Origin of the sequence: Anthropogastromicrobium aceti, assembly GCF_020687335.1 — a bacterium.
Taxonomy (GTDB): domain Bacteria; phylum Bacillota; class Clostridia; order Lachnospirales; family Lachnospiraceae; genus Anthropogastromicrobium; species Anthropogastromicrobium aceti.
Genome location: NZ_JAJEQN010000042.1, coordinates 16819 through 32443 on the forward strand (window position 1 = coordinate 16819; position 15625 = coordinate 32443).

General features: G+C 42.6%; 12 protein-coding genes and 5 tRNA genes. 13 read left to right on the forward strand and 4 right to left on the reverse strand.

Going from position 1 to position 15625, the window contains the following annotated elements:
* Nucleotides 1-3: 3 nt before the first annotated feature.
* The 5 genes from LKD48_RS13490 (at nt 4) to LKD48_RS13510 (ending at nt 1760) form a co-directional block, all read left to right on the forward strand.
* A tRNA-His gene (locus tag LKD48_RS13490) sits at nt 4-77 on the forward strand.
* A 25-nt stretch (nt 78-102) separates the two neighbouring features.
* A tRNA-Gln gene (locus LKD48_RS13495) sits at nt 103-175 on the forward strand.
* Nucleotides 176-178: 3 nt separating this feature from the next.
* Nucleotides 179-251: transfer RNA gene (locus LKD48_RS13500), tRNA-Lys, on the forward strand.
* Between the two features lie 132 nt (nt 252-383).
* Nucleotides 384-728 carry a DMP19 family protein gene (locus LKD48_RS13505; protein ID WP_227101989.1) on the forward strand — a complete coding sequence of 115 codons (345 nt, stop codon included), beginning with the start codon at nt 384-386 and terminating at the stop codon, nt 726-728.
* A 189-nt stretch (nt 729-917) separates the two neighbouring features.
* On the forward strand, nt 918-1760 hold the full coding sequence (locus tag LKD48_RS13510; protein WP_308732277.1) for an alpha/beta hydrolase fold domain-containing protein: 843 nt from the start codon (nt 918-920) through the stop codon (nt 1758-1760).
* 60 nt (nt 1761-1820) lie between these two features.
* Here LKD48_RS13510 and LKD48_RS13515 read toward each other — a convergent pair.
* Nucleotides 1821-1904 (reverse strand) — tRNA-Leu (locus LKD48_RS13515).
* A gap of 36 nt (nt 1905-1940) precedes the next feature.
* Nucleotides 1941-2021, reverse strand: a tRNA-Leu gene (locus LKD48_RS13520).
* A 261-nt stretch (nt 2022-2282) separates the two neighbouring features.
* Here LKD48_RS13520 and LKD48_RS13525 point away from each other — a divergent pair.
* The 8 genes from LKD48_RS13525 (at nt 2283) to LKD48_RS13560 (ending at nt 13066) form a co-directional block, all read left to right on the forward strand.
* A complete protein-coding gene (locus LKD48_RS13525) occupies nt 2283-3722 on the forward strand; it encodes an enhanced serine sensitivity protein SseB C-terminal domain-containing protein (protein WP_308732278.1) in 1440 nt (479 codons plus the stop codon).
* 67 nt (nt 3723-3789) lie between these two features.
* Nucleotides 3790-4461 carry an L-serine ammonia-lyase, iron-sulfur-dependent subunit beta gene (gene sdaAB / locus LKD48_RS13530; RefSeq protein ID WP_227101992.1) on the forward strand — a complete coding sequence of 224 codons (672 nt, stop codon included), beginning with the start codon at nt 3790-3792 and terminating at the stop codon, nt 4459-4461.
* Nucleotides 4462-4488: 27 nt separating this feature from the next.
* A complete protein-coding gene (gene sdaAA, locus LKD48_RS13535; protein WP_118612376.1) occupies nt 4489-5358 on the forward strand; it encodes an L-serine ammonia-lyase, iron-sulfur-dependent, subunit alpha in 870 nt (289 codons plus the stop codon).
* Complete coding sequence (locus LKD48_RS13540) at nt 5351-6034, forward strand: TIGR01906 family membrane protein (RefSeq protein WP_308732279.1); 684 nt, start codon at nt 5351-5353, stop codon at nt 6032-6034. Before sdaAA ends, LKD48_RS13540 begins: the two co-directional genes overlap by 8 nt.
* Before the next feature lie 35 nt (nt 6035-6069).
* The gene (locus tag LKD48_RS13545) at nt 6070-8982 is read left to right on the forward strand and encodes a GNAT family N-acetyltransferase (protein WP_308732280.1); all 2913 of its coding nucleotides are present in this window, start codon (nt 6070-6072) and stop codon (nt 8980-8982) included.
* Nucleotides 8983-8987: 5 nt separating this feature from the next.
* Entirely contained in the window at nt 8988-10724 is a 1737-nt protein-coding gene (locus tag LKD48_RS13550; protein ID WP_308732281.1) for an ABC transporter ATP-binding protein, read from the forward strand.
* Nucleotides 10725-10726: 2 nt separating this feature from the next.
* On the forward strand, nt 10727-12490 hold the full coding sequence (locus LKD48_RS13555) for an ABC transporter ATP-binding protein (RefSeq protein WP_308732282.1): 1764 nt from the start codon (nt 10727-10729) through the stop codon (nt 12488-12490).
* A gap of 18 nt (nt 12491-12508) precedes the next feature.
* Entirely contained in the window at nt 12509-13066 is a 558-nt protein-coding gene (locus LKD48_RS13560; RefSeq protein WP_308732283.1) for a manganese efflux pump MntP, read from the forward strand.
* A 52-nt stretch (nt 13067-13118) separates the two neighbouring features.
* Here LKD48_RS13560 and LKD48_RS13565 read toward each other — a convergent pair whose 3' ends face one another.
* Nucleotides 13119-13793: a P-II family nitrogen regulator gene (locus LKD48_RS13565; RefSeq protein WP_308732284.1), complete on the reverse strand. Its 675-nt coding sequence runs from the start codon at nt 13791-13793 to the stop codon at nt 13119-13121.
* Nucleotides 13790-15286 carry a DUF1538 domain-containing protein gene (locus LKD48_RS13570; protein ID WP_227101999.1) on the reverse strand — a complete coding sequence of 499 codons (1497 nt, stop codon included), beginning with the start codon at nt 15284-15286 and terminating at the stop codon, nt 13790-13792. The genes LKD48_RS13565 and LKD48_RS13570 overlap by 4 nt, the downstream gene beginning before the upstream one ends.
* Between the last annotated feature and the right edge of the window lie 339 nt (nt 15287-15625).

A 15625-nucleotide genomic window follows, 5' to 3' on the forward strand; every position in this document is an offset into this window, starting at 1 on the left:
ATGGTGGGTATAGCGCAGTTGGTTAGCGCGCCAGATTGTGGCTCTGGAGGCCTAGGGTTCGAATCCCTATATCCACCCTTGCAGGTTAAGTCCCTGCGACGTTGGGCTATCGCCAAGCGGTAAGGCACAGGACTTTGACTCCTGCATTACGTTGGTTCGAATCCAACTAGCCCAGGATGGGATACTAGCTCAGTCGGTAGAGCACTTGACTTTTAATCAAGGTGTCGCGGGTTCGAATCCCGCGTGTCTCACGATTTTATACCTGAGAAGCAGATGATGCTCCTCAGGTTTTTTTGTTGCAAAAAATCAGAAGAAAAGAGGTGTGAATTATGTTGAGCCTTTTTAAGAAAAATAAAATCAAATTAACGAAGGAACAACAAAAATTGGATCAGATATGGTCGTTGTGGGAAGAAGGACAGGCGGACTCACCGTATGCGGAATTAATGACGTATCAAAGTGAGGTCGGCAATGGAGGACATGACCAATATTTTTATAATATGGAAAATACAGGTGATCTTAAAAAAGAAATGGCAGCTTTGAATACGATTCTGCCGATAAAGTTAAAAAACAATTTGGACAAGGCATATGAAGTATATCTGCTATTAAAAGAAAAAGAAGGTGACGAAAAATCAAAGGAAATTCTGGAACAGTGTGATGATGTCATTTATGAAAATGAAGAGACATTGAACTATATATTAAGAGAATATGCAAATAAGATCGAATTATAATATATAGCCTGTGAATGTTGGGAGAAATTCTGATATTTATAGGCTTCTATTTTTCGAAAAGAATAAAAATATTTTCTTGAGTTTGTAATATGCTTGCACATAATAAAAAAACATGTATGATGATATTGTACTGAACTGTGAAACGGAATGCTTGATAAAATTTGTGACTTTAGAGAGGAGAAAATGACAATGAGAAGAAAAATTCAGGTAAAAGAAAGACAGCCGCAGTTTTGTGTAGTAACAGGAATCACATTCACACAAGTGGATGCCTGGTTTGGAAACACGATGAGAGATTTAAAGATGGATCTCATCTATCCAAAGGATGCTGGTAAAAAGTATCCATGTGTTGTGTGGATCTGCGGAGGAGCATGGATTCAGATGGATCGTTCTGCGCATTTGGCTTATTTGTCTAACCTTGCACAGCAGGGATTTGTTGTTGCATCGGTAGAATATCGCACAAGCAACGAGGCAAAGTATCCGGCACCGTTGCAGGATGTAAAGGCAGGAATTAGATATTTGCGCGCACATGCAGAACGTTTTTGCATTGATCCAGATCGTATAGGCGTTATGGGAGAGTCGGCAGGCGGCTATTTGACATGTATGGCAGCCCTGGCAGATGATCCGATTTATGATGTTGGAGAAAATTTGGAATATTCAAGTGCCGTACAGGCTGCATGCCCATGGTATCCGCCTACAGATTTTCGCGGATTTTTGTACAGCGATCCAGAGCAGTGTGCAGCAGCACCAGAATCACTTCTTTTAGGAAAAAATGTGATGAGACATCCAGAAGAAGCATTAGCGTGCTGCCCGGTCAGCTTTGTAACAAAAGATGCGCCGCCATTTTTAATTATTCATGGAGATAATGATCATACTGTGCCGTTTGGACAGGGAGAAGAACTTCACGATGAGCTTGAAAAGGCAGGCTGTGATGTGACGCTGCTTTCCATTGAAAATGCAGATCATGCAGATATCCATTTCTTCCAAAAGCAGATATGGGATGAGATTTGTGCTTTCTTTAAGACAAAGCTGTAAACAAAGAAAAAGAGGATTGCTTTTCGAAAGAAAAGCAGTCCTCTCGCCCCTGCCAAGGAGTGCAGTTGAGGGGACTTGAACCCCTACCCAAGTACATGGACATGAACCTGAATCATGCGCGTATGCCAATTCCGCCACAACTGCAAATACACTTGTCTGCATTAGTTATTATGAAAACAGTGCGGGCGACAGGACTTGAACCTGCACGTCATTGACACTAGAACCTAAATCTAGCGCGTCTGCCAATTCCGCCACGCCCGCTTGCTATTCACAATCTGACATCGTGACGCTTGCCCCAATGCATGAAGTATAATATCATAACAATATCGTTTTGTCAACAAGAATTTTCAAAACTTTCAAAAAGTTGATAAAAATAGCAATAAGACTTGCAGTTTTACGCATTTCCTGTTACAATAAACTACAGTTATGCCGATGAAAACAAAATTGGACACAATATATAGTGGTACTGTATATTGTGCTTCGTACAAAACAACAGCAGGCAGAATGAGAGGTAGCACAGCCATGATAGAAAAAGAACGTCAAAGTGAATTAATTAGAAAGTTCGTCGTATCACAGGAAATGCCAGATGACGAGATTGGAGATCTGAGCCTGGACGAGCTTACTTATATTTACTTCAACACAGAGATTGCAAAAAAAGATGAGAAATATAAGGCAATTCATTTCCCGATTAAGCAGCAGATTATTTATTGGGGTGTTGTCGATGCGATTAAGAAAGCAGAGACACTGTATGTTGCATTTACAGAAAGACCGAAGTATCCGTATCTTGATCCGGGCAGAAATGTATGGCTGTTTTCAACAGAGGATAACCTGACTAGAGCACTTAAGAAACTTGAGGAAGATCGTGGAATGCATCTGATTTATCAGAAGCTGCCAAATCAGGTAATTGTTCCGTTTTTTGCTCAGCTGTATTATTGGGGCATTGAGCAGGTGATTGTTGACAACATGAATCATCCGATGATCGTAAAGCGTTCTGATGTGATGCCAGAGATGGATCAGAAGAAGGATGAGAAGAAGCAGGATCTTTGCAATGGAAAGCTGCAGGCAGCATTAATTCAGCATGCACAGTTTATGGCACAGAATCCTGATGCATCTGTATTTAAGGATGATAAAGAAAAGTTAAAGGTTTATACGATTTTAGCTAACAATGTATTCTTTGAAGTATGTGACGCTAAATTTATGGCACCGACAGTTATGGAGAAGGATGGAAAGACCTTCCGTGCTGGAGAGGAGATTCCAGAGGGTGCACGCCCTGCAATTGTGTTTATGGGAAAGAAGGATTCTGATCAGAAGGCACTTCCGCTGTTCACTGATATTACAGAGTTCATGAGAGTATATAAGCCGCATGAGATGGGTATTTCAGTTATGACTTACGAGGCAGCTGAGAAGATGGCAAAGGCAAACAATGCCGAGATTGTAATCAACAGAAATGGAACTGGACTTACTGTAAACGAGCATGTAATGGGTCTGATTGATAAGATCCGTGCAAAGAAGGAAGAAGTAAAGGCGAAAGCTGCTGAGGCAGCAGAAAATGGTGAGGAGTCCGCAAGTGAGCCAACACCTGCACCAGTTTCAAATGTACCAAAGACAGTAATGCCGACTGAGACAAAGACAGAGAGCGCATCTAATGAAGCGCAGGGTGAAGTCACATATGGAGATCTTGTTGATGAACCAGATATGCTGATTGGCGCCTTAAAGAGAACTGCAAAGGCAACAAGACAGGTAAAGCGTATGTGGTTAGCGCAGCGTGTACAGGGAAGCAAGGAAGGTTATCTGTTGGTAGCAGAGACTACAAGCAGCTCTGATACCGTTCTTGAGCAGTTAAAGCTTGCTGCAAAGGATTACTTAAACGGAAAAGAAATTGAATGCCGCAGAGCAGATCCGGCAGCGTTAGCAATCGTAGATAATATTAAACCATTTTATAAAAAAGGTATTTTTGGCTAATGCTAAGAATAACGGGCCATTCTGAATCAGGCAGAGTGGCCTTTCCTTTTGATTAATAGGAGGAGCAATGAATATTCTTGATATTATTGGACCAGTTATGGTCGGCCCGTCAAGCTCCCATACAGCGGGAGCTGTTCGAATTGGCCTGGTAGCAGGAAAGCTTTTGGCAGAACCGATCAAAGAGGCACAGATTCATCTGCATGGTTCCTTCTGGGCGACTGGAAGCGGCCATGGTACAGATCGGGCAATTGTTGCCGGACTTTTGGGACTTGCAGTAGATGATGCAAGGATTCCACACAGCTTTGAGCTGGCAGATGAGGCTGGAATGAAATTTTCATTTGATCATGTAGAGCTAGTTGATGCACATCCCAATACTGTCAAGCTAAATCTTACGGGTGTAAATGGAAGTGTGCTTGAGGTAGTAGCAGCTTCCATAGGCGGCGGACGCATTCGCGTCTGTGAAATTGATGGCCTTCCAGCTAATTTTGAGGGTGATTATCCGACATTGATCGTGAGAAATATTGACCAGCCAGGACATGTGATGGAGGTTACGGCAATGCTTGGTCATAAGGGTGTCAATATCGCTACGCTTCAGCTGTTTCGTCAGAGCAGAGGAGGACAGGCTGCGATGGTCATTGAGTGTGATCAGGAGGTTCCGGCAGAGTCAATCAAGTGGCTGTCCAGACAGGAAGGAATTGTCAAAGTCACATATTTGAGTCAGGCACAAAGGGAAGATTAAAATGATGCAGTGCGAAAGGATTGAGATATGTATAAATCATTAGAAGAAATTGCGCAGGTGTCAAAACAAAAAAATATACCGTTTTGGCAGGTGATCCTTGAGGATGACTGTAAGGAGCGCATGGTGAGTCCCGAGCAGTCAAAAAAAGAATTGATGGCAATGTATCAGGCGATGAAAGAGGCAGATGCAGCCTATGATGCAAAACAAAAGTCAAGAAGCGGTATGGTAGGCGGAAATGGACAATTGTTTCATGATGCAGTCGTGTCTGGAAAAACAATCTGCGGTCCAGTAATTGCATCGGCAATTGAAAAAGCACTGAAGATGGGTGAGTCAAACGCCTGTATGAAACGTATTGTGGCAGCACCTACGGCTGGTGCCTGTGGCGTGGTTCCGGCCGTATATCTAACGCTTCAGGAACAGCGCCAGATTGATGATGAGCGTATGCTTGAGGCAATGTATATTGCATCAGGTGTGGGCGGTGTCATTGCAAACCGTGCATTTCTTGCGGGTGCGGCAGGAGGCTGTCAGGCAGAGATTGGTTCTGCAAGTTCCATGGCAGCAGCAGGAGCTGTTTACCTTGCAGGAGGAGACACCGAGGCAATCATTCATGCAGCAGCTATGGCAATGAAAAATCTGCTTGGCCTTGCATGTGATCCTGTAGCCGGTCTTGTGGAGGTGCCTTGTGTGAAGCGAAATGTTGTAGGTGCAGTTAATGCGCTCTCAGCAGCTGATATGGCACTGGCTGGTGTTCGAAGCATCATTCCGCCAGACGAAGTGTTTGATGCGATGAGAAGTGTTGGAATCAGTCTTCCTGAGGCTATTCGTGAGACAGGAAAGGGAGGACTGGCTGCAACAACAACAGGACAAAAGATTGCGCAGGGGCTTCAGCATGAGTAATCAAGTTCATTGCAGACGACCTGTCAGAAACTTAACTTTGACAGGTTGTTTTGCCGCAGTATTAGGCGGGCTCATTTTATTTTTGTGCCTTGTCTGTGTAAGTGTAACTGTTACGCTGAATTTTCGCCCACTCTACTATTTAGATATGAAGCTGCTTCATATCTCAGACAGCAGCGGTTACAGTAATGACGTGATCAGAAAAAACTTTGATGCGTTGATTCGTTACAATAATATCTGGCATACGGGGATACTTAATTTCCCAGATTTTCCAATGTCAGAATCTGGGCGTATTCACTTTGAGGAAGTGAAAAAAGTATTTAGTGTTTTTGAGTATGGAGCATTGATTTTAATTCCACTGTCAGCTGTTGAAATTATAGCGGCAAAGAAAAAGCGTTTTGGAAGTCTTTTTGCAGCAGCGGGAATTATTAGTGTTGGTATACCGGCATCACTTGGTCTTTTGATTACAGCAAACTGGGAATGGGTATTTATTACATTTCATAAGCTTGTGTTTCAAAATGATTATTGGCTATTTGATCCATATACGGATCCAGTTATTACGATTTTGCCAGATGAATTTTTTATGCACTGTGCAGCACTTATTATGCTTCTTGTGCTGGCAGGAAGTCTTGCTTTTTTTGCAGCATGGAAAAAACTGGCAAAGAAAAAAGTAAAATAAGTATGTGCCATAGGGCATCAAAGCAAAGGAGAAAAATGGAAACAATTAAGGAAGCAACAGGTGCGGCAATTCGTCCTTTCGATCTTTCATATGAAACAATTCTTTACGCATCCGATTTTGGAGCAGCGCCTAAAAAAAGTGCTGTGGAAAATACTCAGGCGATCAACAAAGCAATTCTGGCAGCATCAAAGCAGGGCGGTGCAACTGTTGTAATTGCAAAAGGAGAGTATCGTACCTATACTATTGAATTAAAAAGTCATGTGCATCTTCATTTCGAGGAAGGCGCAGTGATTCGTGCAGCGAGAACTGATATTAAGCATTCTTATGTCAATCAGGATGGCGAGGGTGGCAATTACCTTGAGCCGGAAATCAATCGTTTTGCAGGTCTGCAGGATCATGGTCACAGCTATTTTGCAAACAGTCTGTTTTATGGTGCAGATCTGTGTGATATCATGATTTCTGGTGATGGACTGATTGATGGAAGCAGCTGGAATGAAGAAGAAAAGTGCCGTGAATATGTGCTTTTAGGCGGTGATCCGTCTGAGCCGGCTTTTAGAAATGAAAGAGGTCATAACGGTGAGTGGTTTGGAAATAAGGCAATTGCACTTGTGCGCTGTAAAAATGTTGTACTGACAGATTTCTCACTTGTAATCGGCGGCCATTTTGCCATTATTGCAGAAGGTGTTGAAAACATGTATGTTGACGGCATTTTGATTGATACAAATAGAGATGCATTTGATGTAGACTGCTGTAAGGATGTGACAGTTAGAAATAGTGTATTCAATTCACTTACAGATGATGGTCTTGTTATGAAAAGCTCCTATGGTGCTGGTATTTTTATGCCGCTTGAAAATGTGCTTATCGAGGATTGCAAGGTATCTGGCTACGATGCAGGAAGCGTCTATGCAAAGACCTACACAAACGAAAAGCTTGTGGCTGAGGATCGCTGTGGCCCGACAGGCCGTGTAAAGCTTGGAACCGAGTCTTCATGTGGCTATCATCAGGTAACAGTGCGCCGTGTTGATTTTGAGCATTCAAGAGGTTTTGCATTAGAAGCAGTAGACGGAAGTGATCTGACAGATATTATTTTTGAAGACAGCCATATGAAGTATATTAGCAGCTCTCCAATTTTTATCCGCGTTGGTGATCGCTGCCGATTCCCTGTGACAGGTATGCAGATGAGTGAGGAGATTCAGGCTAAGGCACCTAATATTCGTCTGGACAACAGGGGCTTTGTTATTCCTGATAATGAGCATTATCCAGTAATTCCGGCAGTGCGTTATACACCGTCCTATAATAAAACAAAGCTTGTAAGTGTGGACGGACGTTCCTTCTTCACAGTTGTGGATGAAGAAAATCCAGTTACGCTGAATCAGGCAAATTTAGTCAAAGAAGATGGCGTAACTTATGGTAAGGTATATGTGGCAGGAGAAGGCTATGTGGCAGACCGCACGAAAGCTCTTGACGCACCAGAGGCAGCATCAAGGGCAAATGGATGCTCAAGACCGCTTGCAAAGGTAAAAAATATTAGAATTGCACGTGTCAACGCAGAGAGTGTTGATCCGAGATACCCGATTCTTCTTGCCGGTCTTGATGGCAGCAATATTGAAAATGTACAGCTGGAAGATATTAAGGTAACTTATCGCGGCGGATTAACGATGGAGCATGCGACAGAGCAGCGTCAGTTAAATACGAACTGGGAGTATACACAGTATCAGACAAAGCCGTCCATTCAAAGCCTTCCTTGGCTTGTGAATACATTTTTCCTGAAAAACGAGGGCTTGCTTCCAAGAGTCGATTGGGACGAAAAGACAAAGAGCTGGAAGGATGATCCTTATAATGTGCCAGAGCTTCCGACTTCTTATCCGGAGCCAAGTATTTTTGGTATTTTGCCGGCATACGGATTTTATGCCCGTCATGTAAAAGGATTAGAGGTAAAGGGTCTGTCAATTGGTTTTGAGAAAGAAGATACGCGTCATGCAATTGTTCTTGATGATGTGGCAGATGCAAGCTTTGAAGATCTTTCTCTTCAGGTAGCAAAAGAAACGCAGGAAGTAGCTTTTGTAACAAGTATGTATAAGCGTCCGGCAAATCTCGAATATGTACCAGATCAGCCATATCATATGACAACGATTACAAATGTAACGCTGCCAGAAAATATTTCTGTTAAGCTGGCAACAGTTGAGGCACCAGCGCCGGGAACACCAAGAGATTCCTTCTATAGCTGCCCAACACTGCCAATTCCGGAAAATGGCTACCGCTATCAGAAAGAGACAGATGTATATCCATTACCGCTTACTGTCTTTCCGCCGTTTGAAAATCGTACAACTGGAAAGACAAGAAATCCGGCAGAGGAGACGAGCCGTAAAGAGGTGCCGGGCATGATTTATAATGAAGGCCTTGCACAGCGTGAGTACACTGTTTATCGTGATCATGGCAAGCATGTATCTGTTACTATGAAGAAAATGACAAAAGAGCAGGTTGGAGAGATTGCAGCAGTTGAACGTGCATGCTTCCTTCCGGCAGAGGCTGCATCCGAGAAAGATTTTGAGGAGCGTTTTTCAAGTCCGGCGTTTGTTTGCTATGGTGCATACAATGAAGAAGGAGAGCTGATTGGCTTTATTGATGGTGCTTCCTATGATAAACCAGAGCTTCCTGATGAGCTTTATCATGATACTACAAAGCTTGTAGAAAATGGTCCATGGCAGACTGTATTTGGTGTTAATGTGATTGCACGTTATCGCAGAATGGGTGTTGCAGGCCAGATGGTACGTCACTATGTCGAGGAGAGTCGTAAGCGTGGACAAGACGGTGTTGTGCTAACATGTAAGGATCATCTGCGTCCTCTTTATGAAAAAGCTGGATTTATCTGGCAGGGTGTATCAGCTTCCACACACGGCGGTGTGAAGTGGAATGATATGCTGCTTCGCTTCCGAAAAGGAGAATAAAAGAAATGAAGAAACTGTTGATTTATTTAAAGGCATACCGTAAGGAGGCATGTCTGGCACCTATTTTTAAGATGCTTGAGGCTGTCTTTGAACTGTTTGTGCCGCTTGTTATTAAAGGAATCATCGACTACGGTATTGCAGCAGAAGACCGCGCATATTGTCTTCGCATGGGACTGCTGCTTTTACTGCTTGCCGTAATCGGTCTTGCAATGGCAACTACAGCGCAGTGGTTTTCTGCAAGAGCGGCAGCAGGCTTTGCAGCGAAAATTAAGCAGGTATTAATGGAGCATATACAAAAGCTTTCTTATACAGAGCTTGATACTATTGGTACATCAACGCTGATCACACGTATGACAAGTGATGTCAATCAGGTTCAGACAGGAACGAATCTGGTGCTTCGTCTGTTCATGCGTTCTCCATTCATTGTATTTGGCTCTATGATTATGGCATTTACTATTGATTTTAAGGCTGCCATGATCTTTGTGATTACAATTCCGCTTTTGTCTGTTGTTGTATTTGGCATTATGCTTTCAAGCATTCCGCTTTATAAAAAGGTACAGTCACAGCTTGACCGCGTACTTGGTATTACAAGAGAAAATCTGACAGGTGTGCGTGTAATTCGTGCATTTAATAAGGAAGAAGAAGAAATCAGCCACTTTAAGACAGAGAATGAGCAGTTTACAAGACTACAGACTTTTGTTGGAAAGATTTCAGCATTGATGAATCCATTAACATTTGTTATCGTTAATTCTGCAATTCTTGTTCTTGTCTGGACTGGTGCTTGGAGAGTAGAGGGAGGCATTTTGACACAGGGTGCAGTTGTAGCTCTTGTCAACTATATGTCTCAGATATTAGTCGAGCTGATTAAATTAGCAGATTTGATTATTAATATTACAAAGGCAGTTGCATGTGGAAACCGTATCCAGAAAGTTCTAGAAGTAGAGCCGTCTATGGAAAATGGAAGCAAAGAGTGCATTGAAGAAAAAAGAACTCCGGCAAATGCCGTTGATTTTAATCATGTATCATTAACTTATTCAGGTGCAGGTGCACCATCTCTTACTGATATTGATCTTCATGTAAAGACAGGTCAGACAATTGGTATTATAGGTGGAACTGGTTCAGGAAAAACATCTGTTGTTAATTTGATTCCTCGTTTCTATGATGCGACACAGGGAAATGTCCTCGTATTTGGAAAACCTGTAAAAGAACAGGATATGGAATCACTTAGAAGCCAGATTGCTGTAGTGCCTCAAAAGGCAGTGCTGTTTGCTGGAACCATTCGTGAGAACATGAAGTGGGGCAAAGAGGATGCAACAGATGAGGAGATCATGGAAGCACTTACAATTGCTCAGGCAGCTGAGGTAGTACAGAAAAAGGAAGGCGGTCTTGATGCTTTTGTTGAGCAGGGCGGAAAGAATCTTTCTGGCGGTCAGAGACAGCGTCTGACTATTGCGCGTGCACTAGTAAGAAAACCACGCATTTTAATCCTTGATGACAGTGCCTCGGCACTTGACTTTGCGACTGATGCAGCTCTTAGAAAGGCAATTCGAGAGATGAAAAATGCACCAACTGTATTTATTGTATCACAGAGAACTTCTTCTATCAGATTTGCTGATCAGATTTTAGTGCTTGATGATGGAAAGAGCGTTGGTGTTGGCACGCATGATGAGCTTCTTACAACGTGCAGTGTATATAAAGAAATTTATGATTCTCAGTATAAAAAGTCAGGAAAGGAGGCGTAATCATGGCAGCGAAGAAAAAATATGATCGTACCAAACAGAAAGAAACACTTGTAAAGGTATTAGAATATATAGAGCATTATCGTGCTGTTTTAGTGTTCTCACTAATTTTAGCGGCAGTGACAGTTGCATGTACGCTTTATCTTCCTATTCTGACAGGAGATGCCATCAATTTGATTTTATCGCCTGGACAGGTGGATTTTGATGGAATTAAGCCTATTCTTTATAAAGGTGCAGCTGTTATTATTATCGGTGCAGCCGCACAGTGGATTATGAATATCTGCAATAACCGCATTACTTATGCAGTAGTGCGTGATATTCGTCAGGAGGCCTTTGAAAAGATCGAAAGACTTCCATTAAAATATATCGACAGTCATCCATATGGTGATATAGTAAGCCGTATTATTGCCGATGCTGATCAGTTTTCTGATGGTCTGTTAATGGGCTTTACTCAGCTTTTTAGTGGTGTTATCACAATTGCAGGTACATTGATTTTCATGCTTACAATTAATATTCCAATGACAGCAGCAGTTGTCGTTCTGACACCAATTTCATTTTTTGTGGCAGGCTTCATTGCTAAGAAGACATTTCATCTGTTCAAGAAGCAGTCCGAGACTAGAGGTGAGCAGACTACGCTTATTGATGAGATGATTAATAATCAGAAGGTCGTTAAGGCATTTGGTCAGGAAGAAAAGGTAATGGATCGCTTCAATGAGGTCAATGAACGCCTTCGTGACTGCTCTGTAAAGGCTACATTCTTTTCATCTATCACAAACCCGGCAACACGTTTTGTAAACTCTCTTGTATATGCAGCTGTTGCTGTATTTGGAAGCTTTTTCTCTATTGGCGGCGGAATAAATGTTGGTCAGCTGTATAGCTTTTTAAATTATGCAAACCAGTATACAAAGCCGTTTAATTCTATTTCAAGCGTTGTTACGGAGCTTCAGAACGCGCTGGCATGTGCAGGAAGACTTCTTGATCTGATTTATGAAGAGACAGAAGTACCAGATGCAGATAATGCAGAGGTTTTGCAGAATGTTGACGGAGCTGTAAAACTGTCTCACGTAAACTTCTCTTATGATCCTAAACAGAAGCTGATTGAAGATTTAAATCTGTCTGTAAAGCCAGGACAGAGAGTAGCTATTGTTGGTCCAACTGGATGCGGAAAAACTACATTGATAAATCTTCTTATGCGTTTTTATGATACAAATGCTGGTACAATTGAAGTTGACGGTCATAATATTCGCAATGTGACAAGAAAGAGCTTACGAGAAAATTATGGTATGGTGCTTCAGGAGACATGGCTTAAAAGCGGTACCATACGCGAAAATCTGATGATGGGGCGCCCAGACGCAACAGAGGAAGAAATGATTCAGGCAGCAAAGGCAGCTCATGCACACAGCTTTATTAAGAGAATGCCAAAGGGATATGATACAGATATAGGACAGGATGGCGGATCTCTTTCTCAGGGACAAAAACAGCTGCTTTGTATTACGCGAGTTATGCTTTGCTTACCACCGATGCTTATTCTTGATGAGGCAACATCTTCAATTGATACACGTACTGAAATAAAGATTCAGGAAGCATTTAGCCGAATGATGCAGGGACGAACAAGCTTTATCGTGGCACACCGTCTTTCAACTATTCAGGAAGCAGATGTGATTCTTGTTATGAAAGATGGTCATATCATCGAGCAGGGTAACCACGAATCATTGCTTGCAAAGAATGGATTCTATGCGAAGCTGTATAATAGTCAGTTTGCGCTGTAACAAAGGGGTACAAACAAAATGAGTTTAGTGGAGTTATTTATTCTGGCAGTGGGTTTGTCTATGGATGCGTTTGCTGTATCAATCTGTAAGGGCTTGTCTTTGGGGAAAATTACAAAAAAGCACATGGCTGTCGCAGGTGCGTGGTTTGGAGGCTTTCAGGCACTGATGCCGCTTATCGGATATTTCCTTGGAAGTTTTTTCGCTGATATGATTACAAAGTATGCGCACTGGATTGCGTTTGTATTGCTTATTATTATCGGTGGAAATATGCTTAAGGAAGCAATGGGAGAGGATGAAAATGTTGATGCCTGTATGGATGCCAAGGAGATGCTTCTTTTGGCGATTGCAACTAGCATTGATGCACTTGCCGTTGGTGTAACCTTTGCATTCTTAAAGGTACAGATAGTTCCAGCTGTAAGCTTTATTGGTTGTGTAACCTTTGTCTGTTCTGCAATTGGCGTTAAGATTGGAAGTATATTTGGATCTAAATATCGCTCAAAAGCAGAGTTTTGCGGAGGTGTGATTCTTATTTTAATTGGACTGAAGATTTTACTTAATGGATTAGGAATTATGTAAAAAAGAGAGCAATCACCCAGATGTTAAATGTCTGGATGATTGCTCATTTTTATTAGGTTTCGTCTTGATTGTCAAGCAGCGCAAACCCTGCAACCTGCGTAGTAGGAAGTGAGAATACAATCGTTCCGGCTTTGCTGTCAGGACCTGCTTTTTTCAGGATAGACTGCATTATAGCTGCTTTTTGGGAAGCTGCTGCAACGATCAGGATCATCTCTTTTTCCTGTGCAATTGTGATGTTATAGAATTTTGGTGCGCCCTTTGCACCAGTTCCTTTTCCGTGAAGGACGGTGCCGCCTCGTGCACCAGCTGCACGTGCCGCATTCATAACCATATCGGTGCAGCCCTGGCTGCAGACGGCAACGATAAGCTCATGCGCATAATTAAGCGAAGGCGTGTAAGCTGCGTTATCTGTTTCTCCATTTAAAAAGGCCACTGTTTTTCCTCCTCCAACACTTTTAATAGGGACAGCAATCACGATTCCATGACCAGGAACCCCAATGTGCATATGGCGTTTTTGCGCCTGAATCAGTTTTTTTGTTTTTTCTTCATTGGCCACGGTAAACACAATACGTCGTTCATTAGATTCTATGCCAAGAAGATCGAGCATACTTTGCACTGCTGTGCCGCGACCTGCCATTGTAATACTAAACGGCAGATCAAGCTGATTGCAAAGATCCATCAGAATGGAAAGTGAGTCCGGGTTTATGATTGAGATTATGTAATTCATTTAGCATGTTCTCCTTCCCACAATTCAACAATATCGTAGTCGCCATAGACAACAGTAGTTTCTTTGGTACGTTTTTGCTTGCGCTCATAGAAAAGACCGACAAGCTGAATGGAGACGAGAGGCATCATAGCAACGAGTGCAACAACGCCAAACGCATCTTGGAGTACATTACCGCCAAGTGCGATGCTCGCGCCCATAAAAAACTGAAGCATAAATGTTGCTGTCATCGGACCAGATGCAACACCGCCAGAGTCAAATGCAATAGCTGTGTATATATCTGGAACGAAGAAGGTTAAAATTAATGCAGTTGTATATCCTGGAATTAAAAACCAGAAAAGAGAAATTCCAGTGAGAACGCGAATCATGGAAAGTCCCATTGCAAGTGCAATTGCAATGGAGAGACTGCGCTTGATTACCCGGCCAGGTATAGCACCGGCACTGACTGTTTCAATTTGTTTTTCAAGAACTGCAACAGCCGGCTCAGCTGATATGATAAACCAGCCGATTGCCATGGCAAGAGGAACGAGCCACCAGACACTTTTTCCAGAGGAAAGTGCTGCACCAAGTTCTGCGCCAAGAGCAGAAAATCCGATGTTAACGCCGGTCAAAAAGAGTACAAGACCAATATACGTATAAAGTAAGCCAATCATAATCTTTCCGAGATTTCTGCTGTCAAGATGAAGCAGTGTAAATTGAAACAGAAAGAAGATCACGATAATTGGCAGCATAGCAATGGCAGTTTCCTTTAGATAATGTGGAATAGCATGAAGAAAGGCATATCCAATATCTGTGGTCGTGCCATAAGAAGCAGTGCTAAGATCTGCAACGGCGGCATTGTCCTTATAGAAAAATCCAAGAATCAAAACTGCAAGAACAGGGCCAATCGAGCAAAGCGCAACAAGACCAAAGCTGTCGGCTTCGGCGTTTTTATCGCTTCGTACATTAGACACACCAAGTCCAAGTGCAAGGATAAAAGGAACAGTCATTGGTCCGGTTGTAACACCGCCGGAATCAAAAGCGATGCCAAGAAAATTTTTGTCAGCAAAAAAAGCAAGCAAAAAGATTATGGCATAAAAGAAGATCAGCAGCAGGCGAAGGCGCATTCCTGTTAGAATACGCAGCATACATACGCTCATAAAAAAGCCTACTCCGGCACCAACTGTGATAAGCAGTACCGTGTTGCTGATATGAGGGACGGTCTGGGCAAGGACCTGGAGATCCGGTTCAGCGATTGTGATCGCAAAGCCCAGAAGAAAACTGACAGCAAGGATCAGCGGGAGATTTTTTGTACGTGTGAGCGCAGTTCCAATTTGGTTTCCAATTGGTGTCATGGATTGCTCAGCTCCCAGCGAGAAAAGGCCCATACCGATAATCAGCATCATGGCTCCGACAAGAAAGGTCAGGAGAAGATCCGGCTGCATAGGGGAAATGTACAGGCACAGAATAAAGACGATAATAACGATTGGTAAAACAGAAAATAATGATTCTACCACCTTTTCTGTGACTGCGGTGCGTGTTTCTCTCAGATGAATCTGTCTGATAATGATACCTCCTTTAAGATGTTTTCTTTTAGTATACCAGATGGCATTTAATCGCGCAACCTGCAAAAATAATTGACAGAAAGTTAACAGGTGAGTATAGTTGGGAGTGGATAAAAATGAATTATAATGATTCAGCGCAGAAAACACCGGCCGTTCGCAAGAACGTCCGAGGGATGAATGCGCCGATTACAAATAACGCAACCATCATTCCAATAGGGTTTTCTTCTGGAATTGTTGGTTTTTCTTGGCCTGATGTTCTTCAGAACGCTGTGATTCGATGTATTGCTTTAC

Bases quoted from the DNA above. Each gene is read 5' to 3' on its own strand.
- LKD48_RS13510 (WP_308732277.1), top strand. From the start codon at position 918: ATGAGAAGAAAAATTCAGGTAAAAGAAAGACAGCCGCAGTTTTGTGTA.
- LKD48_RS13525 (WP_308732278.1), top strand. From the start codon at position 2,283: ATGATAGAAAAAGAACGTCAAAGTGAATTAATTAGAAAGTTCGTCGTA.
- sdaAB (WP_227101992.1), top strand. From the start codon at position 3,790: ATGAATATTCTTGATATTATTGGACCAGTTATGGTCGGCCCGTCAAGC.
- sdaAA (WP_118612376.1), top strand. From the start codon at position 4,489: ATGTATAAATCATTAGAAGAAATTGCGCAGGTGTCAAAACAAAAAAAT.
- LKD48_RS13540 (WP_308732279.1), top strand. From the start codon at position 5,351: ATGAGTAATCAAGTTCATTGCAGACGACCTGTCAGAAACTTAACTTTG.
- LKD48_RS13545 (WP_308732280.1), top strand. From the start codon at position 6,070: ATGGAAACAATTAAGGAAGCAACAGGTGCGGCAATTCGTCCTTTCGAT.
- LKD48_RS13550 (WP_308732281.1), top strand. From the start codon at position 8,988: ATGAAGAAACTGTTGATTTATTTAAAGGCATACCGTAAGGAGGCATGT.
- LKD48_RS13555 (WP_308732282.1), top strand. From the start codon at position 10,727: ATGGCAGCGAAGAAAAAATATGATCGTACCAAACAGAAAGAAACACTT.
- LKD48_RS13560 (WP_308732283.1), top strand. From the start codon at position 12,509: ATGAGTTTAGTGGAGTTATTTATTCTGGCAGTGGGTTTGTCTATGGAT.
- LKD48_RS13565 (WP_308732284.1), bottom strand. From the start codon at position 13,793: ATGAATTACATAATCTCAATCATAAACCCGGACTCACTTTCCATTCTG.